The sequence below is a fragment of the Bacteroides sp. 14(A) genome (assembly GCF_000526555.1).
GTDB classification, from domain to species: Bacteria; Bacteroidota; Bacteroidia; order Bacteroidales; family Bacteroidaceae; genus Bacteroides; species Bacteroides cellulosilyticus.
Window position 1 is genome coordinate 17,772 of sequence record NZ_JAGH01000002.1, and the last position, 24,966, is coordinate 42,737.

Consider the following 24,966-nt stretch of genomic DNA (forward strand, 5'->3'; position numbering starts at 1 on the left):
GGATGTTCTTCACCCGCTGCTTCCAAGTATTAAGAATCTCCTAATTCGTATATAAGAGGTAGTTGATCGATTTAAGAACCCAATATGGAAAAGACAATTGATAAAAATATTATATTGTTTAATATTGCACTTGAGTATGACTTTATAGACATCTCTATCATTACTTCTTGGGCTGATAACTATATTCTAAATAATGAAATAGGTGTAAAAGATTATTTTATTATTGAATTATCATGGGCTCATACGAAAGAACGTATCCAAGAGATTTTAATGGATGAAATCTATAAAAGACAAAATTCGTCTCTGAAAATATCTGGTAACCTGCTTTTTTTCTATTTGAAGCAATATGATTTATCTTCCATTACGAACGTCATATTTGTTATAGACACACTATTGGCATTGAAAAATGAAGTGGAATTCACTCAAAAAGAGCTAACATCAATCTATTATGTAGACGAGTGTCGTGGTGAATATCTTGAAGGTATCATGAGTTTCAATAAAGTAAGAGAAGAATTGCTATTGCTGTTAGAACGCTCCAATGTGGATAAAGACATGCATGTTCTCCAGAAAACAGCTATGCGCAATCTTCTGAAAGAGTATTCTTGTGACAAAGTCAATACGATAGACTTTTGCAACAAAATCTACGAATGGTATGATATTGGCGACTATAAGTACGGAGCAGAACCAGATGAAAAGGAATGGCTTGATGAATTGGGCACAATAGCCGTACTATATTCTGAGTTTAGCGAAGACCATAAGCTTGACCCGAAAGCTTTTACGACTGAATCAGACATAAAAGCAAAAGTCAGAGAGATACTAAAGCATATTCAATCGGAATGAGAGCAAGAACATAAAAACGAAACAAGAAAATGAAAGAAGCTGGTACGAAAGGAGTAAACAACAATAATGTTTATTCTATTGAAATTATCTATGGGAAGCCCAAGCCCATAGATGAAGTGAGCCTACAAGATATGCAGGAAAATCCAATCTGGATATTCGCATTAGATGAAGAAGACTCTGAGGAGATAGATGAAACCTGGCAAAAGCCAATATTAAATTACGACAACGTAACACACGAATTAGTCGAAGCGTATATCCTGATGAAAAGTACAGACGGGCAGTATGACATATCAGCAAATCTGGGTATAAAAAAAGAAACGTTAGATGATGTCACTTACTGGGAGCCGGAACAGGAATGTTGGATTCCGATAGATAATATCAAGAATTACAAAGGATTGCAATTCATTGCTATTCCTAAAATCGAGAAAGAATCCGATGTTATCTTCGGATTTGACGATACGAGAAATACATTTTGTTCCATAAGAAGTCGGGGACAGTCAAAAGCCGAGAAGAGGAACCTGTTTTCTTTCTTTTCATCACTGTTTAGAAAAGAATAATTCAGAATTGTATAGCAGATAAGAATAGAAAACAAAGAATGGGCATCACTTTCATTCATCAAGTGACACCCATTCTCTTTATATAGAAATAAAAGTTAATCCTCTTGTCCAGCAAACTCCATCAGATACGCTTTAATGAAACCATCTATCTTACCATCCATCACTCCATTGACATCCGAAGTCTGGAAGTTAGTACGGTGGTCTTTTACACGGCGATCATCGAATACATAGCTTCGTATCTGCGAACCCCATTCGATCTTCTTCTTCCCGGCTTCCACCTTGGCTTGTTCGGCCATGCGGTGCTGAAGTTCCTTATCATACAGAATGGAACGTAACTGGCGCATTGCATTCTCGCGATTCTTGGGTTGGTCGCGAGTTTCCGTATTTTCAATCAGGATTTCTTCTTCCTCGCCCGTATACGGATCCTTGAACTGATAACGCAGACGAACTCCGGATTCTACCTTGTTCACATTCTGACCACCGGCACCACTGGAACGGAAAGTATCCCAAGAGATATTGGCAACATTGATGTTCACCTCAATAGTATCATCAACCAGCGGAGTTACAAAAACAGAAGCAAAAGAAGTCATACGCTTGCCTTGCGCATTGTAAGGAGATACACGCACCAGACGATGTACACCGTTCTCGCCTTTCAGATATCCATAAGCATAATCACCTGAAATCTCAATAGTGCAGGTTTTAATACCGGCTTCATCACCTTCCTGCAAGTTAGAAATGACAGCCTTGTAGCCATTGGTTTCGGCATAACGCAAATACATACGCATCAGCATACTTGCCCAGTCCTGGCTTTCCGTGCCACCCGCACCGGAGTTGATTTTCAACACACAGTCCATCTGGTCAGCTTCATCACGAAGCATATTTTTCAGTTCAAGCTCATCAATGGCAACGGAAGCTTTGGCATAAGCTTCATCTATCTCTTCCTCGGTTACAAGTTCGTCCTTATAGAAATCAAAAGCCAATTGCAATTCATCCGATAATGTCTTTATTTCATTATAACCGGCTATCCACTGTTGCAAACCTTTCACTTTCTTCATTTGTGCCTCAGCCGTCTTCTGGTCATCCCAAAAGCCCGGAGCCTGCGTGCGCAACTGTTCTTCTTCTACCTGGATCTTCTTTCCTTCGATGTCCAGATAGCGGTAGAGTGCCTCGGTGCGCTCTTTAATGCTTTTCAGTTGTTCTATGGTAATCATAATCTATGAAAATAAACCTTCTTATTTAAAATATTTACTTTTTGAGTGCAAAGGTATGAAAAAAACGCATATTTTTGCAGTTATCAATCTAATAAGTCAGCTTATGAACAAACTATTCCGACAAATTGGTTTAACGTTTATCCTACTGGTAGCGATAAGCTTAGGAAGTTGTACTTCGAAGTACAGCTACGAAACAGTACCCAATGATCCGCTGAAAGCGCGTATCTACACTCTGGACAACGGTTTGAAAGTCTACATGACTGTAAACAAGGAAACTCCGCGCATACAAACGTACATTGCAGTACGTGTAGGTGGTAAAAACGACCCCGCAGAAACAACCGGATTAGCTCACTATTTCGAGCACCTGATGTTTAAAGGTACCACAAACTTCGGTACTCAGAACTATGAGATTGAAAAGCCTTTGCTGGACCAGATCGAAGAACAATTCGAAGTTTATCGCAAGACAACAGACAGCCTTGAACGTAAAGCTATTTATGCAAAAATTGACAGCATCTCCTACGAGGCTTCCAAATATGCCATCCCCAACGAATATGACAAACTCATGGCTGCCATCGGTGCCAACGGAACAAATGCCTACACCAGTTTCGACGTTACTTGCTACACGGAAGATATCCCCAGCAATCAGATTGACAACTGGGCAAAAATTCAGGCAGAACGTTTTGAGAATTGCGTGATCCGCGGTTTCCATACTGAGTTGGAAACGGTTTACGAAGAAAAGAATATGTCGCTGACCCGCGACCCACGCAAAGTTTACGAAGCAGTACTTTCTTCTCTTTTCCCACACCATCCTTATGGAACACAAACCGTACTTGGTACTCAGGAAGACCTGAAGAATCCTTCAATCACCAACATCAAAGAATATTATAAGAAATGGTATGTGCCCAACAACATGGCTATCTGTCTTTCCGGTGATTTTGATCCCGATCAGATGATTGCAACCATTGACAAATATTTTGGTGGTTTGAAACCAAACACTGATCTGCCGAAACTGGATCTGCCGAAAGAAACCCCGATTACAGCACCTGTTGTACGTGAAGTAATCGGCCCGGATGCCGAAAGCGTTGCCCTTGCATGGCGCTTCCCCGGAGCGGCCGACAAAGATGTGGAAACGTTACAAGTGGTTTCCCAGATACTTTATAACGGACAAGCCGGCCTGTTCGACCTTGACCTTACACAACAACAGAAGACGTTAAGTTCATATTGCTATCCTCTGACCATGAGCGATTACAGCGCACTGTTGATGCAGGGACGCCCTAAACAAGGACAGACTCTGGACGAAGTGAAAGACCTCATGCTGGGCGAACTGAAGAAACTCCGCGACGGCGACTTCGACGAAAAGATGCTGGAAGCCAATATCAACAACTTCAAACTGTATCAGATGCAGCAGTTGGAAAACAATGATGCGCGTGCCGACATGTTTGTACAGTCATTCGTAAACGGTAGTGACTGGGCAGACGAAGTTACCGCCCTCAACCGCATGTCCAAACTGACCAAGAATGATATCGTAGCCTTTGCCAATAAATATCTGAAAGATGATAACTATGCCGTTATCTACAAAAGACAAGGTAAAGACCCGAATGAAAAGAAGATGCCAAAACCCGAAATCACTCCTATCGTGATGAATCGCGACACCGCCAGTACCTTCCTGAAAGAAATACAGGCAAGCGTAGTGACTCCTATCGAACCGGTATTCCTGGACTATTCCAAAGATCTTACCCAACTGAAAGCAAAATCGGATATTCCTGTACTCTACAAACAGAATACAACGAATGATATTTTCCAGTTGATTTACCTCTTTGATATGGGTAACAACAATGACAAGGCACTCGGTACCGCTGCCCAATATCTGGAATACCTCGGTACTGCCGACATGACTCCGGAAGAGGTTAAGAGCGAATTCTATCGTCTTGCGTGCTCATTCTTTGTATCTCCGGGTAGCAAACGTACTTATGTTGTACTCTCCGGCCTCAACGAAAATATGCCTGCTGCCATGGCTCTCTTTGAAAAACTGTTGGCAAATGCCCAGGTAAATAAAGAGGCTTATGCAAATATGGCTAACGATATTCTGAAATCCCGCAAAGACGCTAAGCTGAATCAGATGCAAAACTTCTCGCGCCTGGTGTCTTATGCTACTTATGGTCCGAAATCTCCGGCAACCAATCTGCTGACCGAAGCTGAACTGACCTCTATGGATCCGCAACAGCTTGTGGACCGTATCAAACAGCTGAGCAGCTTCAAGCACCGTATTCTTTACTATGGGCCAAGTAATCAGGATGACCTGCTTGCCATCATTAATAAAGAGCATCAAGCACCGGAGGCTTTGAAAGAAATTCCTGAAGGAAATAACTTTGAAGCACTATTGACACCCGAAACGAAGATTTTCATTGCTCCGTATGATGCTAAACAAATCTATATGTCGCAAATCTCCAACAAGGGAGAGAAATTTGATCCTGCTGCTGAATCCGGTCGTCAACTATACAACGAATACTTCGGTGGCGGCATGAATTCCATCGTATTCCAGGAAATGCGCGAAAGCCGCGGTTTGGCTTACTCGGCATGGGCCGGTATGTTGAAGCCAAGCTATTTGACAGATCCTTATATGCTACGCACACAAATTGCTACGCAGAATGACAAGATGATAGACGCCATCAATACATTCAATGACATCATCAACAATATGCCTGAATCGGAAGCTGCCTTCAAACTGGCCAAAGACGGCATGATTGCCCGTATGCGTACCAACCGCACCATCAAGATGGATATTATCTGGGATTATATCAGCGCTCAATATCTGGGACAGAACGTAGATAGCCGTATCAAGCTGTATAACGATGTGCAGAACATGACGTTACAGGATGTTATCGACTACCAGAATAAATGGATCAAGGGACGCACCTATACATACTGTATCCTTGGTGACAAAAAAGAGCTGGATATAAATGCTTTGAAAAAAGTAGGTCCGGTAATTGAACTGAAACAGGAAGATATCTTCGGATATTAATATATCTAAGCAGTAAAACAGGGAAAGGGTTGCATTGTCATGTAACCCTTTCTTTTTTTATAATTTCTACCGGTTCTATTTATAAATACTCTTTATTACACAAAAAGTCCACCCTCCCCGCACTGTGATTACGTACATTTGCCCCGTATTCTAATTTGTATCACATATCTAAAAGAGTATAAGACAGACCATGAAACGTTTATTCATCTTTATTATGGGAGTAATGATGGCTGTGGTAGCCACGTCCCGCACGTTCGACATGAAACAATTGGGGGCTGATGCCAAAGGCATCAAGCCATGTACGAAACTGATTAACCAGACTATTGAAAAAGCAGCTTCGGAAGGAGGTGGAACCATCTATTTCCCTGCCGGGACTTATCTGACTGCTACTATCCACATGAAAAGTAATATTACATTGCATCTGGAATCAGGTGCCATTGTGCGCTTCTCAGACAGGTTCGAGGATTATCTGCCTTTTGTAACCGCACGTTGGGAAGGAACCGTTATGCAAACCTTATCCCCACTGATTTACGCTCATTCGGCAGATAATCTGACCATTACCGGACGCGGAACGCTGGATGGGAACGGACTGAAATGGTGGTTATGGGAATTTGAGACACGTAAGGTGATAAAAGAGAACGGTGGCAAGCTACCTTCTCTGGATAAGTTACAGCAAATGTGGGTGGATGCCAATAAGGACCTGGAAATATCCGATTACTATAAGCCTTCTCTGGAACGTAAAATGTTCCGTCCGCCTTTTATTCAATTCTACGAATGTACGAATATCCTTATTGAAAATGTGAAGATCATCAACTCTCCTTTCTGGACTGTCAATCCGGCCTTCTGTGATAACGTTACAATACATGGAGTAACCATCAATAACCCGTCAAGCAATCCTAAAGGGCCGAATACGGACGGTATCAATCCGAGTTCCTGCCGGAATGTACGTATCTCCGACTGTTTTATCAGTGTTGGAGACGATTGTATTACCATCAAGTCCGGACGTGATGCCGACGGGCGTAAATATGGGAAAGCATGCGAAAACATCACAATCACCAATTGTATCATGCTTTCCGGTCACGGTGGAGTGGTCATCGGCAGCGAAATGTCGGGCGGTGTAAAAAGGATAGCTATATCCAATTGTGTGTTTGATGGAACGAATGCCGGTATCCGGTTAAAAGCATCCCGCGGACGCGGTGGTGTAGTAGAAGATATACGGGTAGACAATATCGTAATGAAGAATATACAAGGAGATGCCTTTATTTTCGATTTATTTTATGACCGTTTATCGAAAGTGGAACCGGTAAGCGAACGTACTCCTATTTTCCGGAATATCCATTTAAGTAATGTTACGGGAAATGATATCAAGCGGATAGGCTATATAAAAGGTATTGAGGAAATGCCTATATCGGAACTGTCTTTCTCCAACATGAACATAGTAGCCGGAAAAGGATTTCAAGCAGAAACAGCCACCGATATCCGTTTTAACAACGTAAGTTTCACCGTAGAAGAAGGACCTTCACTCAACATCCGACAATGCAAGGATATATTCCTGAATGACGTGCGGACAAAGCAACCGATAGCCGGTCAGCCGGTGGTGGATTTAGAAGCAATAGAAAACCTGTCAATCATTCATTGTGATTCCACACAAATTGTCAGGAAATAATAGAAGAAAAACAAATAGACCACTCAAAAAAATCTATAATATGGCACACCGTTTCTTAAAACTCTCATTAGTCTGTATGGCAATCATAGCAAGTACAGACTTAAAAGCCCAGCAAGCGCCGGTCTTATGGTACGACAGCCCGGCTGAATATTGGGAAGAAGCTCTCCCTTTAGGTAATGGAAGACTGGGAGCAATGGTATATGGAAATCCGGTAAATGAAGAAATCCAATTGAACGAAGAAACGATTTCTGCCGGTGCTCCTTACAAGAACTACAATCCGGAAACTAAAAACTATCTGTCTGAAATAAGACAGTTGATCTTTGAAGGAAAATATCCTGAAGCCCAGACATTGGCGGGTGAGAGGCTTCTCTCGAAGAATGGTTTTGGCATGCCTTATCAAACAGCAGGCAGTTTACGGTTAAGGTTTCAGGATCAGGAAGGTTATACAAACTTCCGCCGGGAGCTGGATTTGGAAAAAGCCGTCGCATCAACCACTTATACAGTGGATGGCGTCGACTACAAACGTGAAGTATTCACTTCATTTGCAGATCAATTAGTCATCATCCGGCTGACCGCTTCACAACCGGGGAAACTGACATTCACCACTGCTCTAACATGCCCGCAAGATGTCGACGTCACAACTTCCGGCAAAGACGCCATGACTATGGAGGGAGTGACTAAAGGAAATGAGTTTGTAGAAGGGGCAGTCCGCTTCCGTACAGATTTAAAGCTCAACGTACAGGGAGGGAAAACCTCTGCAAATGATTCTACCCTGATAGTAACTCGTGCAAACAGCGCCACAATTTACCTAGCGATATCCACCAATTTCATCAATTACAAAGACATATCCGGCGATCCTGTCAAACGCAACAAAGTATACTTAAAGAATGCTGGGAAGAATTATACCAAAGCACTTCAGGCTCATATAAGTGAATATCAGAAATATTATAATCGCGTATCGTTGAATTTAGGCCGTACCGCCCAGGCTGACAAGCCAACCGATATACGCGTCAAAGAGTTTGCCACAGCCAATGATCCTCACCTGGTAGCCCTATACTTCCAGTTTGGACGTTATCTTCTAATCTCCAGTTCACAGCCGGGAGGGCAGCCGGCCAATCTGCAAGGCATTTGGAATCAGAAGCTAAATCCGGCATGGAAATGCCGTTATACTACGAATATCAACGCCGAAATGAACTACTGGCCGGCTGAAGTAACTAATCTGCCCGAAATGCACGAACCTTTCCTGCAAATGATAAAGGAACTCTATGAGAATGGTCAGGAAGCTGCTCGCGAAATGTATGGTTGCCGTGGATGGATGTTGCATCATAACACCGATCTGTGGCGCATGAACGGGGCGGTAGACAAAGCATATTGCGGTCCCTGGCCCACTTGCAACGCTTGGTTATGCCATCATTTATGGGATCGTTATCTGTATTCGGGAGATAAAGATTTTTTGGCCCAGGCATACCCGATCATGAAAAGTGCTTCCGAATTCTTTGTCGATTTCCTTGTCAAAGACCCCAACACAGGTTATATGGTAGTCACCCCAAGTAATTCACCAGAGAATTCACCTCCACAATGGAGAACAAAAGCCAATCTCTTTGCAGGCATCACCATGGACAATCAGCTAGTATTTGATCTATTCACAAATACAGAAAGAGCCGCACGGCTATTAGAGAAGGATGAGCTATTCTGCGATACGATCCTCTCACTCAGAAAACAATTGCCTCCTATGCAAGTAGGGCAATACGGACAATTGCAGGAGTGGTTTGAGGACTGGGACAACCCCAAAGATCATCATCGCCACATTTCTCACTTATGGGGATTCTTTCCGGGATTCCAGATATCTCCATACTCCTCACCCGTACTCTTTGAGGCTGCACGCAACACCCTAATCCAACGTGGTGATCCTTCTACCGGTTGGTCTATGGGATGGAAGGTTTGTTTCTGGGCAAGATGTTTGGATGGGAATCATGCATTCAAACTTATCACTGACCAACTCAATCTGGTCTCCCCCGAAGTCCAGAAAGGACAAGGAGGAGGAACCTATCCTAATCTTTTCGATGCACATCCTCCTTTCCAAATAGACGGAAACTTCGGTTGTACAGCCGGTATTGCCGAGATGTTAATGCAAAGCCATGATGAAGCCATACACTTGCTACCTGCTTTGCCAGATGTATGGAAGGACGGTGAAATAAAGGGACTTCGGGCACGCGGAGGCTTTGAAATCATTTCATTGAAGTGGAAAAACGGGCAGATAGAATCTGCCGTGATCAAATCGACTCTCGGAGGCAATCTTCATCTACGTGTACATCAGGAGTTGGCTATGGATAGAAAAAGTTTATCTGTTACTGACAACGGTAATGCCAATCCTTTCTTTGCCAAGCAGCCCATAAGCCGCCCCTTGATTAGTAAGAAAGCTCCTTTGAAAGGTATTGAGCTAAAGAAATCATACGTTTATGAGATCGCGACCCAAGCAGGAGAAACTTATACTTTTACGAATGTCCGGTAACAGGCAACCGGACATTCTTTGTCAAGAGCATATTTACAGAAGATTAACGGACGGGAGGCATAGACCTCCCGTTTTACTTTCGGAACAGACCGTCTGTTTGCCTCAAACACATGATCAGTATGCCTCAAACGTATCGTCTGTTTACCTCAGATGTATCGTCCGTTTCGCTGGGGTAAATCAGTGAAACGCCACACCTCAGCAAGTGAAACGGCTGGGCTTAAAACGGTTGAAGTGTGGCATTTAGGTTGTTGAAGTGTGGCATTTAAGCTGCTAAGCTGTGGCATTGGGGAAGTAAACATGTGGCATTTCAAATGACAAGCCATAGGGATAAAAAAAGAACGGAGAAGCAATGCTTCTCCGTTCGTGCTAATTTAAAATTGAATATTAAATAGATTTACGAATACAAATATACGACATCAGAAAGGCGATGTCAAGTATATTGGGATTTTTCTCACTTTCCAACAATTATTTTATAGCAATCGTTGTTCGCTGCAAATCTTCTTCTTTAGAGCTTCCTCCCACCATAATGTCATAATTACCCGGACAAACTCTTACTGTATTGGATTGATCGTCCCACCACTCCAATTCTTTATCTTTCAGGTCAAACTCCACATTGACGGTCTTTCCTGCCGGAATAGATACACGCTTGAAAGCACGCAAGGTTTTGATGGGTCCTTCTGCATCTCCTTGTTTTCTAAGATAAACCTGCACCACTTCTTCTCCGTTACACTTGCCCGTATTTGTAACAGGTACAGTAAGTTTCAAAGACTGTCCGGCTGTAAGTTCATTCTTGTCAAGTACGGTTTTACCATAGCCAAAGGTGGTATAACTAAGGCCGTAACCGAATGGGAACAAAGGCACATCCTGCATATATCTGTAAGTTCTTCCGGTCATGTTATAATCTTCAAAGTCAGGCAACTGAGACACATTGCGATAGAAAGTAACCGGTAATTTCCCCGCCGGATTATAATCACCGAACAATACCTCGGCAACAGCCTTACCACCTTGCTGACCGGGATACCATGCCTGCAAGATAGCTTCGCACTTCTGAGTCTCAGGTTCCAAACCGATAGGCGATCCTGAACAGTTAACCAGAATAACCTTCTTACCTGCACGATGCAGAGCATCAATCAGTTCACGCTGAACGGCAGGTAACTCAATATCCGTACGATCTCCTTTCTTGAAACCGGGAAGATTTACTCCCATCTCCTCTCCTTCAAGGCTGGGAGATATACCGCTCGCAAAAATAACGATATCTGCATCCTTCACACGTTCAACAGATTTCCTTATATCCACATCTTTCTTAAATCCAAGATCAAAGTTCAACTGTGCATCACTTCTCAGATACTCAAAATCAAGTTCCAGATCATACGATTTACCAGCCTGTACCTTCATCGCATGAGTAGATTTCCTTGCACCATGCTTGTTTGAGAAACTTTTCACTTCTTCTCCGTTCACACGAAGTCTTCCGCTCCCATAGCAATAAACCTCAAGAACAATTTCTCCTGATTCTTTAGGAATAAATGCACTGTTATAGGTTGCGGAGAAATCCGTCAAATTCACTCCCGGAGCAAACACTGTAGCCCCCGAAGTACAAAAGCGGAAAGGAGTGGTGACTTGTGTTGTGGTCACCGGTTCGCCTTCACGCTTCAGGTTATTCCAGTAACGAGCCGTGAACCCGGGACCTTTGTCAGACTTACACTGGCTGAATGCACTCTGAATCAGAGTTCTTTCCACCCATGGGCAGCCTTGCTCATAGATCAGTTTATCATCAGTGCCAAGCAAATTCCGCACTCCATCAAGAATAGTGACGGTGTGCGCCGGCATTCCGTTATAATTTCCCCATTGCATCACTGAGTCATTCGCATTCGGCCCCATAACGGCTACCGTCAGTCCGCCACGTTTCAACGGCAGAAAGTTATCCTTATTCATCAACAATGTCATGGATTCACGGGCCATATTCAATGCCAGAGAGTCATGAGCAGCAGAAGCTACTACGGAGAAAGGTATCTTGGTCCAGGATACTTTTTCCGGTTCATCCATTTCCCCCAATGCAAAACGGGCTTTCATCAGTCGCTTGACAGACGTGTCTACGGTCTCTTCTGAAATTAATCCTTTTTTCACGCTCTCTATCAAAGCCTTATAACTGGAACCACACTCCAAATCTGTTCCACTGATCACCGCCGCGGCAGAGGCTGACTCTGCATCGGGATGGGTGTGATGACCACGGTCGTTGTAGAAGTCAGCTATTGCACCGCAATCAGATACTACTATACCGTTGAATCCCCATTCTCCACGCAATATCTGCATCAGCAGGCGATCACTTCCACAGCAGGGATCACCTTCAAAACGGTTGTAAGCGCACATCACTTCTTCCACTTTTCCTTCTTTCACCAATGCTTCGAAGGGTGGCAGATAAGTTTCATACAAATCACGTGGCTTTATATTCTCCGCATTAAAAGAGTGACGATTCCACTCCGGTCCCGAATGTACGGCAAAATGCTTGGCGCAGGCATGCAGTTTATCATATTTTCCATCGGCAGGTCCTTGCAAACCTTTTACCACCATCACGCCCATCCGACTTGTCAGATAAGGGTCTTCACCATAGGTCTCAATACCCCTGCCCCAGCGCGGATCACGGTAGATATTCACTGTGGGAGTCCACATGGTCAAACCCTGATAGCGTTCACGGCTATCCTGAGATGCGTAGTAGGTATTCTTCGCACGTGCCTCATCCGACACGGCATTGAACACTTCGTACACCATTTCCGGGTTAAAGGACGCTGCCATACCTATCGGCTGGGGAAAAACCGTAGCCAAGCCTGCCCGGGCAACGCCATGCAGCGCCTCATTCCACCAGTTATACGGTTTAATACCCAATCGTTCCACAGAACGGGAACCATCCATCATAAGATGCGCCTTCTCTTCCAGCGTAAGTTCCTTCACCAGAAGTTCCGCCCGCCTTTCAGGAGATAAAGAAGCATCCTTGTAGGATGGCTCTCCGCAACTTGCCAAAGCAAGGAGAGGCAGTAAGTAAAAAAGTTTTTCTTTCATCATTTCTATTCTATATTTTTACAAAAATAATATATCAAAGGAAATAGTACGACAAAAACTGCAAGATTTTAAATCCGATGGAAATGAAATCCTGCAGTTTTCTCAAAGCTCTATACCAAATACCTATTATTGCTGTGGCAGTCCATAGCCATTTGTCACTTTTCCTTTGGATTGACTGATTGTTTCATAAGGAATAGGCCAGTAATAACACGGAACACTCTCTTCCGATGTAATGCCCGGAAGAATATTGCTCAGATATATATCAATATTGGCAGCAAGAGTGCTTCCCCACTCTGTCTTCACATATCCTTCCGCTTCTAATTCTGCCGCAGTCTCACTATCCGGAGCAATATATTCAAATAACCCTTTGATAGCGGTATTATGGTTGGTTCCATTTACAGACAATCCTAACTCAGCAAAATCCAATACACCACGCCATCCCGGAAAAAGTACAGGATCATTTTCATCCGTACAGTCATAAGTCAGTTTGGCACCTGCAACCTGCTTTGTCCAGATGTAAGCGGGTAAGATGTTGCCATTCTCAAATTCATGATAACCTTTAGTCTTCAGATTTTCGGCAAGGGTTGACATCTCATTACGTACTTCCATTGCTTTTTGTGAGAATTTACCACTCCGAACCAGATCGTAACTGGTATGCCCTTCACCGAAAAGTTCAAACTTACGTTCCATCAGAATAGCTTCTTTCAGTGCTTCACCGGACAAACCGGAAATATTATGCAAATCATCTCCAAAAGCTCTTTCACGAATCTGATTAACCAGGCCTATAGCTTCAGTATCTGCATCCAATCCTGCTTTCACTTCCGCTAACATCAAGATGACATCAGCTACACGCATAATCGGTATATTGAAACCCGCGCCCATCTGAGGACCGACAAAGTAAGGATTTTGGCGGCAAATATCCCATTTGTTCAAGCAAATACCTCCATCAATCTTAGCACCCGCCTTAAAAGTAAATGCCAACTCATTGCCTTTACCATCCAGCCCGGTAACCACCGCACTGACATCGCGACGTTTATCAGCGTTATCATAACCACCGTAATAGAAACTCGGCACCATACGTATACCGGCAAATACCTTATTCGGGGCAGTATTGTTACCACCGTTAGAGCCACGACCGAAATCATAGCAATACATACGGCTTGTAGCTTGATTTTGTACACAACCTATTTCAAAGATAGCTTCAGGACTCATCAGAAGATCCATTCCGTACTGAAAATGGCGTTGGAAAGGATTGTTCGCATAGCTACGCTCATCCGTAGTAACCAGTTTGGTAGTTCCTGCATTGGTTGAAAGAGCTTTCTGTAAATAGTCTTCAGCTATAGTGTAATAGTTCTTGTAATCGGAACGACGGGCATAAGCGCATTTACGTTTAGCATCCGTACTGAGAGTTTCGAACTGTACACTTCCATAAAGTTCAGGCATATCAGTACGGATTGTTTGATAGCCTCCGGCATAAAGAGCCATTTTACCAATCAGTCCATCAACAAACGTCCTCGTAATACGCTCACCGTTCAAACCACCTTCACCTACTTTATACATATACGGTTCCGCTGCTTTCAATTTTTCAATCAATGCATCATAAATATCAAAACGTGAAGTCAGCCCGTAATCATCTACATAATTATTCTCATAGCCATACGGTACATCACCACAATGTTTAATCAAGTCAAAGTAACATAATGCACGTAATGCTTCAGCTTCACCTTTCAGATGTGTCCAGTCAGAAGTCCTGCCTGCTGCGATATCATCCTGATAAGCTGTTTTGGCAGCAATCAGGTCAGCGGTCTTTCCGGCATAGGAAATCACATTGTACAGAGCATTGAAGCTACCTTTCATGTGATCACAAGGAATCTGTTCGGGAACCAGCTTTGCATTGATATTATTGGAAGTATTATTCTCGGGGAAATATTCGATATCCGAACGGTAATGGTCATTCCAATCGTATGCCCCATTACACGATTCACGATAAAGTGCATAAGCTCTTGACAAAGTCTTCAGAGTTTCTGCGGGACTGGAAGTTACAAACTCGTCATCTGTATTAGAAGGAGAAGAAGTTTCCAGAAAGTCACTGCACTGTGCAAACAAGACGCAACAGGCTGACGCAAATGCCATTTTTATATACTTATTCATAATTTCATCTTTTATTTAAATGGTTAGAAGCTAAGATTTACACCCAGTACGAAGGAACGGGCACGCGGATAAGTACCCCAGTCCATACCTAATTGAGGATAGGTCTTTGTAGAAGTAGACGTACTTACCTCAGCATCAATTCCGGAATATCCTGTAATTGTAAAGACATTATAGATACTTCCGTAAACACGCAGATTACTGATACCCGCCTTCTGAAGCATACTCTTCGGTAAAGTATACCCCAAAGTCAGTGTATTCAAACGCAGATAAGAGCCGTCTTCAATACCCAATGTAGACACATAGCCATTCTCACTGTATGCCAGTGGTAACTTAGCATTCGCATTGGCAGCATTCAGCTGTTCAGGAGTGGTCAATGCAACCAATTCGCCATTCACTACATCATAGATTTTATAGCAGTCCTTTACTATAGAGAGCTTATTCTCGTAAACGGCACCTTCTTTATAACCATAAAGTGCTGCCAACTTATTTACATTATAAATTTCATTACCATAGCTCCAGTTAAAATACAAACCTAAATCAAAGTTCTTATAAGTAGCATTAATATTAAAACCACCGGTATGGACAGGTGTCATATCGCCGATAACGTCCACGTCATCATCATTGATAATACCGTCATCGTTCAGGTCTTTGAACTTTGCCATACCCGGGTAGGCCAACTGTCCTGCAGGGCGTTCGTTCATACCATTGTGTAAATGATAGTTAGGGAATACAGCAGAAGAAACATCCGCAACTCCTTCTTTTAGAGTATACACCCCATTTTCATAAGTGAAATCGTCGGTAGTATAGAAGCCATCAGCAGTCAAGCCACGTACCAAGCCTACAGGGCGCCCTTCTTTCAAGACATAATCTGATTTCGGGAAAGTAGATGAAGTAGCCCATTCCGTACCATAAAGTCCAGTGACATTATCAGCCAGTTTGTCCACTTTACCGCGATTGAAGTTAATATTAAAACCAGCCGTTACATTCCAGTCCCTCGTTTTCACGAGTACACCCTGAAGAGCTATTTCAATACCTTTGTTGCTGGTCTGGCCTACATTGGCGTAGGTTGAAGTGAAACCTGTGATACCCGGAATAGCTGTCTTCATCAACAAGTCCTTGGTGGTATTCCAATAGGCATCAATCGTACCTGTCAAGCGGCTATTAAAGAAACCGAAATCAACACCGATGTTACGGGTAATCGTAGTTTCCCACTTCAGGTCCTTGTTCGCCATATCTGCACCAAGTGAATAAGAAGGCAAGAAGGCGCCATTCACGGCTCCCTGGTATCTCTTGTCACTGGTAGCCTCCCAATTCTGTGACCACAAACTGGAATTTATACCATCGTTACCTACCTCACCATAGGAAACACGAAGTTTAAGGTTATCCAGCCAGTCCACATCGTTCAGGAATGCTTCTTCAGACATACGCCATCCCAAAGCGGCAGCCGGAAAATATCCCCAACGGTTACTGGGAGCAAATTTAGATGAACCATCCGCACGGAACGTAACCGTCAGCAGATAGCGTTCCATAAGGTTATAATTCAAACGACCAAAGAAAGAAAGGATACGGCTCGGCGTAGAAACACTTGAAGAGAAATCCCCCACTCCCTTAGTACTATCGTATTGATTGATCATGGCAAATGCATTCTCTTTCGTAAAGTTTGCAGGGAAATAAGTTCCTGAGGCTTTCAGCCCGTCACCGCCCGAATCGGAAACTTCATGACCGGCCAGTATATTCAAACGATGTATCTTACCTAAAGTAAAGTCATAGCTCAAAGTATTTGTCCAACGGAGTCCCCAGCTATTCTTTTTCTCCAGATTCGCGTTACCTGCATATAGGACCTCACCGGTATTATCATCCAGATAGTTATTTATGATGGCTCCCGTCCATTCCTTATTCTGATTCCAAGTCTGGCTGAGAGACAGGTCAGTATGATAGGTTAATCCTTTCACAATTCCCCAGTTCAGCGAAAGAATACCACGCAATGACTGCTGAGCATTCGGTGCATACTTATCATTGATACGGTTTACCGGATTATATCTGTCCCACTGACTCTGTTTGGCATAGTTCTCAATCATACCTTCATTCATTGCGGATAGATCACCCAAAATATCTTCTGTTGCAATTGGACGGAAGCGATAAGAAGACGACAGGATAGACCCGCTACCATTCGTAACACCTTCATCACCCATCTTTTTAATATTGGTATAACGGGTATCAAGACTCAAATCAAGATTCTTGGCAATCTTTTGGTTCACTTTCAACGAAACATTGGCACGTCTGTAGTAAGAAGCGAGTTTCATACCATCCTCATCCATGTAGTTAACACCAAACAATACTTTGGTCTTTTCAGTACCACCCGTAACAGAAAGGTCATGATTATGAGAAAAAGAATCTCCATAAATCTTTTTCTGGATATTATCCGTCTTTACATTACGATAGCTTTCTATACCACCGGGATTGGTAGTCGTATAACGTCCTATTCCATACAGTTTCTCCAATGGTTCCATATAGCTGTTACCACCAACCGAAGCCGCACTTGCCCAGCTATATGCCAGGTAGTCATAAGGATTGAGCGCATCCATATACTTAGTCGGTGTATTGAACTTCGCATAACCATTGTAGCTGACAACAACACGCCCTTCTTTAGCCCCCTTTGTGGTAACAAGAATTACACCATTAGCACCACGGGCACCATAAATAGCCGTTGATGAGGCATCTTTCAAAACGTCAATCGACTCAATCTGATCGCCCGGAATATCACTCAACGAACCACTGACTCCATCAATCAGCACCAGCGGATCATTGCTCTGTGAGATAGAACCGCCACCACGTACACGAATAGAAACAGCGGCATCGGGACGTCCATCCTGCGTTGTTACATTTACACCAGCCAGCTTACCCTGCAAAGCCTGAGCTGCATTGGCAACAGGCATAGCTGCAATTTGCTCACCCGAAACAGAGGCTACCGATCCGGTAAGATCCTTACGTTTTACCGTCTGATAACCGATTACTACAACTTCATCCAGAATCTCAGCATCTTCAGCCAATGTCACATGAACCGGCTGCCCTGCAACAATAGATACTGTTTGCGTCTGCATTCCGATAAAACTTATTTCCAATTGTTTGGCTGTACCCGGCACGGCAAGGGAGAATTTACCATCCAGGTCTGTAATTGTACCGATAGAAGCGTCGCTTACTACTCTGATATTAGCACCAATAACAGGATCACCTCTGCTATCGAGCACAACACCTGAAACAGTACGACTCTGTGCAAGAGAGATAAGGCAGATCATACTCATCAAGAGAGTAGCAGCTGTCCTTTGAACAAGTCTTTCAAAATTCATAAGTAATGTGTTTTTAATAGTTAATGATTAAAATGATTCACTCCGCAAAAGTAGCCAACCTGTGTCATAGCAACGGAATAAAATCAGGTAACAAGAGTGTACTTTTTCAAAATGGGACAAAAAGGAGGTGGACTATTCGGGCGAAATATCGTTTTTTTCGGTCAAACAAATCCTATACTTTTCATTTATTCCCTTTTTTCTATACATTTGTTCTGCACTATTCAAAACAGTACTATGAGACGACTGATTATCTACTTCTTATACTTAATGATACCGATGTTTTCATCGGCGCAGCCCATCTGCCAGATTACTGATTTTACAGCAGAGAACGGACTACCCCAAGATATCGCATCAGCAGTTTTACAAGATCAGAAAGGCTTTATCTGGATCTGTACCCGTAACGGACTCAATAAGTTCGACGGATATACATTCAAGAACTACAAATCCGCGCCACATAAAGAATATACACTATCCAACAATCGGATAACCTTTATTTCAGAAACCGCATATGGCGATATCTGGTGCCAGACGTATGACAGCAAGGCTTATATATTCGACACGCATCTTGAAATCTTCTATGATGTTCTGCAAACAGTAGATAAAGATATGCAAAGAAGAAACTTTGTTCAGAAAATATTTCCCCTAAAAGAAGGCATAGCCTGGGTGACATGCGACAAGGGTTATTGTTACAGAATCGATGAAAAGAGATATAAAGAAAAAGACGGAATTACACTCTATAGCACATTCAATGGCTTTTTAAAAGGCGAGCACATCTTCACTATCTTCCAGGATTCCGATAAGGATGAGTGGATATTGACAGACAAAGGTATATCCATTATAGGCAACAAAAAGATCGACAGTGATTTTCCTTTCCAGTTTATTCAGGAATACAACGGTACAATTTACCTTGCTTCCGCTTCTGAAAAGATAGCCTATTATAACCAACAAACTGAAAGCATAAAATTTATAGAGTTTCCTTACCCCATCAACAAAATAAGCTCTTTAGACATAACCAACCACGGGCTACTCACCATATCCACTGATAATGGTGTCATCCTGTTCAATCCGGAAAATAAGACTTCTCAGCTAATTGATATCCGTACTCCCATGCAATCCTCCAATGAAGCTATCTCCATTTATGAAGATAAAGAGGGAGAGCTATGGATATTCCCCACTACTCCCGGAGTGATACGCTTTAATCCGGCAACAGGTGAAAAGCAATACCTCTTTACACCCCCAAAAGAGGTCGTGAATTATGGCAGAGAGAACAAAAACACCATATTTGAAGATAAACAAGGTACTTTATGGCTGATTCCCCATAATGGAAACTTCTGTTATTATGATAGGAAAAGTAAAGAATTGAAAGCTTTTTATACAGACCCGGACAATCCTCAATCGCTATTTGCCCCGCTTGTTCGCTACCATTATCAGGACAGACAAGGAAACTACTGGCTAGCCAGCGCCAGAGGAATAAAGAAAATGTCTTTCTATCCACAAATTTATAATCTGAAAGGAATAGACAGGGGATTCGAAATCCGTGCTTTCCTTTTGGATAGTTCACAACGATTGTGGGTAGCTTCCAAAAGCGAATATGTCAGGATATACCACCCTGATGGCAGCCTGGCCGGTTACTTGTCTTCACAGGGAAAGATAGGTAAAGATAAAGTATCATTCAATGCCAGTGTTTACAGCATCTGCGAAGGAAAGAACGGAACAATCTGGATAGGAACCAAAGGAAACGGCCTATTCCAACTCACAAAGAAAGCCGATGGAAATTACAACATACAAAATTATGTGTATGACTCTGAAGACCTATATAGTTTGAGTTACAATGACATATTTACCATATATTCCGATAATCATGACAACATCTGGGTAGGATGTTACGGTGGTGGATTAAATCTGCTACAACAAACCCCTGAGGGAAAAGTGTATTTTATCAACCACAGGAATAAGCTACAAAACTATCCGTTCAGCACCTGCCATAATATCCGCTATATTACAGGTACGGAAAATGGTATCTTGTTGGTAGGAACCACCTTTGGTTTAGTTACATTCTCAAATGACTTTGCACAACCGGAAGAAATCAAGTTCTACAGAAATATACAAAACAGGAACAATCCTTTTAGTCTGACAGGAAATGACATTATGCATATATACAAAAATAGCCATAAAGACATCTATATATTGACATTCACCGGAGGAGTCAACAAAATCACATCCAGAACCCTACTTAGCGAAAACATTGAATTTCAGTATTACACCGAGCAGGAAGGGCTAGGATCCGATATGGTCCTATCCATGATAGAAGATTCCCAAAAGAATCTGTGGATAGCATCAGAAAATGCTTTATCCAAATTTAATCCGGAAACAGAGGCATTCGAAAACTATAGTACAGGATTTCTCAGACAAAAGATGAACTTTAGCGAAGCGATACCCACCATAAACGCCCGGCAACAATTGATTTTCGGCACAGATATGGGCTTTCTGGAAATTGTTCCGGAACAAATGAAGAAGAGTGATTATGTACCTCCTATCGTCTTTACAGATCTGAAAGTCAACGGAAAGAAATCAACTGTTTCCACCGATGATTTGAAAGAGATAGCCTTACATCCTTCGGAACGAAATATTAATGTACAATTTTCAGCATTAGACTTCACAAGACCGGATGACATACGCTATGCCTATCGCCTGGAAGGTCTTGAAAAAGAATGGAATTATAGCGATAAAAACAAATCAGCAAGCTACATCAATCTACCCGCAGGCGAATATCGTCTCCAAGTGAAATCAACAAACAGTGACGGAGTATGGGTAAACAATATCCGTACACTTTCCATCAAGGTCATTCCTACCTTTTGGGAGACTCCTTGGGCTTTACTGGCATATCTTGCAGCATTCATCCTTCTCACAGGATTAATTCTGTATATCTTCTCTTACATCTATCGACTGCGTCACCAAGTGAATATGGAACAGCAATTATCAAATATCAAACTGAAATTCTTTACCGATATTTCACACGAGCTACGCACACCATTGACTCTTATCTCCAGTCCGGTCAGTGAAGTTCTGGAGGACCAGACCATTTCTCCTTCCGTGCGGGAACACCTGACCGTTGTACATAAAAATACGGAACGTATGTTGCGTCTTGTCAATCAGATACTCGATTTTCGGAAGATACAGAATAAGAAGATGAAAGTAATGGTTGAACAAACAGAATTGATTGCTTTCCTGATGAAAATTACAGAAAATTTCCGTCTGATAGCTGAAGAGAAACAAATAGACTTCACATTCAAAGCTGATCAAGAAGAAGTATATATATGGATAGACAGGGACAAAGTGGAAAAAATAGTATTCAATCTGTTATCCAATGCATTCAAATATACTCTACCTGGGAAAACCGTAAAGATTACAGTACAGAAGTCGGATCAGCATATCCGCATTTCCATTATTGATGAAGGTATCGGTATTGCTCCTGATAAGATAGGCTCTCTTTTCAAACGCTTTGAGACACTAAGCAAGAACAACAATATTCTGCAACCTTCATCAGGCATAGGTTTATCACTCGTCAAAGAATTGGTGGATATGCATCACGGAGATATAGAGGTCAAGAGCCAACCGGGAACGGGTAGCGAATTCAGTGTAACTTTACCTTTGGAACGTGAAGTGTTTGAGAAAGATGCACAGGCCGAATTAATCCTTGCTGATAGTTCGGACAATACAGAATATATTACCACAACTGTAGAGAACGGTATAACTGAATCTGGAAACAGCTCGGAAGAGGATTTTTTATCCATTTTAATCGTAGAAGATAATCGTGAGCTGAGAAGCCTGCTCAGAAATATACTATCAAAGAAATACACTATCCTGGAAGCAGCAAACGGAGCAGAAGGTTTGAAACTTGCATCGGAAGCCATACCCGATATGATAATCAGTGATGTAATGATGCCTGTCATGGATGGATTGGAAATGATTAAACGTATCAAGGAAAACAAAGATATCTGCTATGTTCCAATCATTCTTCTATCAGCAAAAGCATCATTGGATGACCGTATCACCGCTTTGGAACAAGGTATCGATGATTACATTACGAAACCATTCAGTTCTTCGTACCTCAAAGCCCGTATTGCTTCTCTGTTTACCAAGCGTAAGCAGTTACAGGAAATATTCATGAAGCAGTTATCAGCAAACAATGAAACCGATAATTCTAAGGAATGGACTCCTTCGGAACCCGAAGTGATGCCGCATGATAAGTTATTCATGAAAGAAGTGATGGATTTCCTGGAAGAGCAAATAGATAATCCGGATCTGGTGATCGACGATTTCGCCAACAAGCTACTGCTAAGCCGGAGTATTTTCTACCGGAAGCTTAAGTCCATTGTAGGAATGCCTCCGGTAGATTTTATCAGGGAAATTCGTGTAAAAAGAGCCGCCCAGCTGATCAGAAGTGATGTATACAACTTCTCTCAAATAGCTTATATGACCGGTTTCAGCGATCCGAAGTATTTCAGCAGATGCTTCAAAAAACACATGGGAGTTACTCCAAGTGAGTATAAAAACTCCATTAATAACGAGGATAATAATCCGGATCAATAAAAGACAAAGTTCTTTATAGCAAGTCCCTGACTCTGTCCACGGAACAGGAAATAAATTTTGGACTTATCTTTCACTGCTCCACTGACCTCAAAGGCTTGCTTCTCCCATTCTCCCGGAGTCTGGTTCTGATTTATCGGGCAAGTGGCTATCAACTTCCCATCGAGACTTCCCTCCCTTATCTCAATCACTGTTCCGGGAGTTTCCGCCTGAAGTTCGATAGTTACTTTTTGAGGGTTCTGCTTAAAGCACATATTATTGAATACGAGCCAGTTTCCATCCCGTACTCCGGAAATAAACTGCATAGGGCGTTTTGCTACCGGACGTACTAATTTCATTCCTTCACGATCATCATACTGAGAAAAGTCTATCTCGGTAAATGCATCGTAGTGATTTCCCCTGCGATTACTTTCTAATTCAAAATAATCAAAATCGGCATAGCCGCCAGTAGCACCTTTATTCAAGTTATAACAACATAAAGCATGACGGATACCCAGAAATCCCCAGAAGTTAGAAACTCCTTCCGGCCCCAAACGGTTATATTCAAGATTATCCAGACTATAATAAAACAGTAAAGATCCTTGCTTTGTCACTTCAGTGCGCAGGTATATCTTATCAGTTTTGACAGGAAGACTATCGACAACAGTCTCTCCTTCTCTTCCTCCCTGCCTCATCTCAAGCCAAAAGCCATCCGCCTTCTTCCGTACTCCCAGTTGGTACATGACTCTCCCCATTATACCATTTCCGGCAAAATCCCCTTCACGGAGTCCGGTCAAATCTAATGAAACAGTTCCGGTACTATAAGGTCCAGACACTTTCTGTGTCAGAGAATTACGCGCCCATTCAAATCCCTTTGCATACTGCGCATAAATCCTAAAATAGCCGGGACGATCCGTCAGGCTCCATTTATCTTTCCGGGGTACATGATTGAATTCCCACACATGAGCCAGTTTTGAAGAACTGAAATCATCCGAATGTTGGGGAAATGTAATCTCTTGCTTGGCCTTGACTGCCGGTTTTCTATAAGTTACCACTCCTTTTCCCGGTTTACCTTCCGGGCCTACCACCGGCCAATCCTCTTTCCATTTCATCGGATACAGCATCACACACCTACCCATATAATCCCTGTCCTGGAAAGTATAAGCCCACGACTCGCCTTCAAGTGTCTCCACATATCCGCCCTGATGTACACCGGCATCAGCATAGTTGATATCATCATCAATAAGGACCTTTGTTTCATACGGACCGTAAAGATTACGGGAGCGGCTAATCATCTGCACCCCATTGTATCCCAATGCCGGATTAAATATATAATACCAGCCATTCCTTTTATAAGTGTGACATCCTTCAAAAAGATATTCATATCCCTTGGGAGCTGTTATAATCAGGGTACCCTCATCGTTAGGATCCAGTACACCGGTTCCATCATCTTTCAAACGTGTCAGGTATATTTTCGTCTTTCCATGTGTGACATATTTCTTACCATCATCATCAATGAAAAATCCCGGATCATACAAACGCTTGTCAAACTTATGCATTGAATACGGCCCTTCCGGTTTATTACTCTTAAACATTACAAAACCATCATCGGCAATATTAACTCCTATATAATAGGTGCCATCATGATATTTAATGGAAGGAGCCCAACACAAACGACTATACGCGGTCTGCTCATTCTCCATCCTATATTGAGGACGGAAAGTGATGCTGTCGTAGGCATGCCCTATGATACGCCAATTTATAAGGTCTTTAGAATGACAGATAGGAATACCCGGCATAGCAACGAATGAGGAACTGACCATATAAAAGTCTTCACCTACCCGTATAATGTCAGGGTCGGGATAATCGGCATTAATCACCGGATTGGTATAAGTACCGTCTCCATTGTCAGACGACAAAGAAGCTGTAGTTTGTACGGGAACAGTGCACGACTGTACCATGAGTATGCAACAAAGCATTAACAACGCGGAAAAGCCATCCGCTATTTTTCCTGTAGTAATAGATAAGTTATACATC

11 protein-coding genes are annotated in these 24,966 nt (G+C 42.5%); 6 read left to right on the forward strand and 5 right to left on the reverse strand.

Going from position 1 to position 24,966, the window contains the following annotated elements; translation table 11 throughout:
- Positions 1-84 precede the first annotated feature (84 nt).
- Both K429_RS0108045 and K429_RS29385 read left to right on the forward strand, forming a co-directional pair.
- Positions 85-840, forward strand: a complete 756-nt coding sequence (locus K429_RS0108045) for a hypothetical protein (protein ID WP_026366569.1) — start codon at positions 85-87, stop codon at positions 838-840.
- 29 nt (positions 841-869) lie between these two features.
- Positions 870-1,397: a hypothetical protein gene (locus K429_RS29385; protein WP_026366570.1), complete on the forward strand. Its 528-nt coding sequence runs from the start codon at positions 870-872 to the stop codon at positions 1,395-1,397.
- A 95-nt stretch (positions 1,398-1,492) separates the two neighbouring features.
- Here K429_RS29385 and prfB read toward each other — a convergent pair whose 3' ends face one another.
- Positions 1,493-2,608: a peptide chain release factor 2 gene (prfB, locus tag K429_RS0108055; protein ID WP_007210785.1), complete on the reverse strand. Its 1,116-nt coding sequence runs from the start codon at positions 2,606-2,608 to the stop codon at positions 1,493-1,495.
- Between the two features lie 103 nt (positions 2,609-2,711).
- Between prfB and K429_RS0108060 the strand changes: the two genes are divergently transcribed.
- The 3 genes from K429_RS0108060 (at position 2,712) to K429_RS0108070 (ending at position 9,808) form a co-directional block, all read left to right on the forward strand.
- Positions 2,712-5,630: a pitrilysin family protein gene (locus K429_RS0108060; RefSeq protein WP_026366571.1), complete on the forward strand. Its 2,919-nt coding sequence runs from the start codon at positions 2,712-2,714 to the stop codon at positions 5,628-5,630.
- Between the two features lie 190 nt (positions 5,631-5,820).
- Positions 5,821-7,296: a glycoside hydrolase family 28 protein gene (locus tag K429_RS0108065; RefSeq protein WP_007216954.1), complete on the forward strand. Its 1,476-nt coding sequence runs from the start codon at positions 5,821-5,823 to the stop codon at positions 7,294-7,296.
- A gap of 76 nt (positions 7,297-7,372) precedes the next feature.
- A complete protein-coding gene (locus tag K429_RS0108070) occupies positions 7,373-9,808 on the forward strand; it encodes a glycoside hydrolase N-terminal domain-containing protein (RefSeq protein WP_369796086.1) in 2,436 nt (811 codons plus the stop codon).
- 465 nt (positions 9,809-10,273) lie between these two features.
- Here the strand turns inward: K429_RS0108070 and xyl3A are convergent, their stop codons facing one another.
- The 3 genes from xyl3A to K429_RS0108085 form a co-directional block, all read right to left on the reverse strand.
- A complete protein-coding gene (xyl3A, locus tag K429_RS0108075) occupies positions 10,274-12,862 on the reverse strand; it encodes a xylan 1,4-beta-xylosidase (RefSeq protein WP_026366573.1) in 2,589 nt (862 codons plus the stop codon).
- Positions 12,863-12,988: 126 nt separating this feature from the next.
- Positions 12,989-15,013, reverse strand: a complete 2,025-nt coding sequence (locus K429_RS0108080; RefSeq protein ID WP_007210791.1) for a RagB/SusD family nutrient uptake outer membrane protein — start codon at positions 15,011-15,013, stop codon at positions 12,989-12,991.
- Positions 15,014-15,036: 23 nt separating this feature from the next.
- Entirely contained in the window at positions 15,037-18,315 is a 3,279-nt protein-coding gene (locus K429_RS0108085) for a TonB-dependent receptor (RefSeq protein WP_118402094.1), read from the reverse strand.
- Between the two features lie 279 nt (positions 18,316-18,594).
- Here K429_RS0108085 and K429_RS0108090 point away from each other — a divergent pair, with 279 nt between their 5' ends.
- The gene (locus K429_RS0108090) at positions 18,595-22,953 is read left to right on the forward strand and encodes a hybrid sensor histidine kinase/response regulator transcription factor (protein WP_026366574.1); all 4,359 of its coding nucleotides are present in this window, start codon (positions 18,595-18,597) and stop codon (positions 22,951-22,953) included.
- On the opposite strand, the gene K429_RS0108095 is transcribed toward K429_RS0108090, so the two are convergent.
- A complete protein-coding gene (locus tag K429_RS0108095) occupies positions 22,947-24,965 on the reverse strand; it encodes a family 43 glycosylhydrolase (protein WP_026366575.1) in 2,019 nt (672 codons plus the stop codon). The genes K429_RS0108090 and K429_RS0108095 overlap by 7 nt on opposite strands.
- Between the last annotated feature and the right edge of the window lies 1 nt (position 24,966).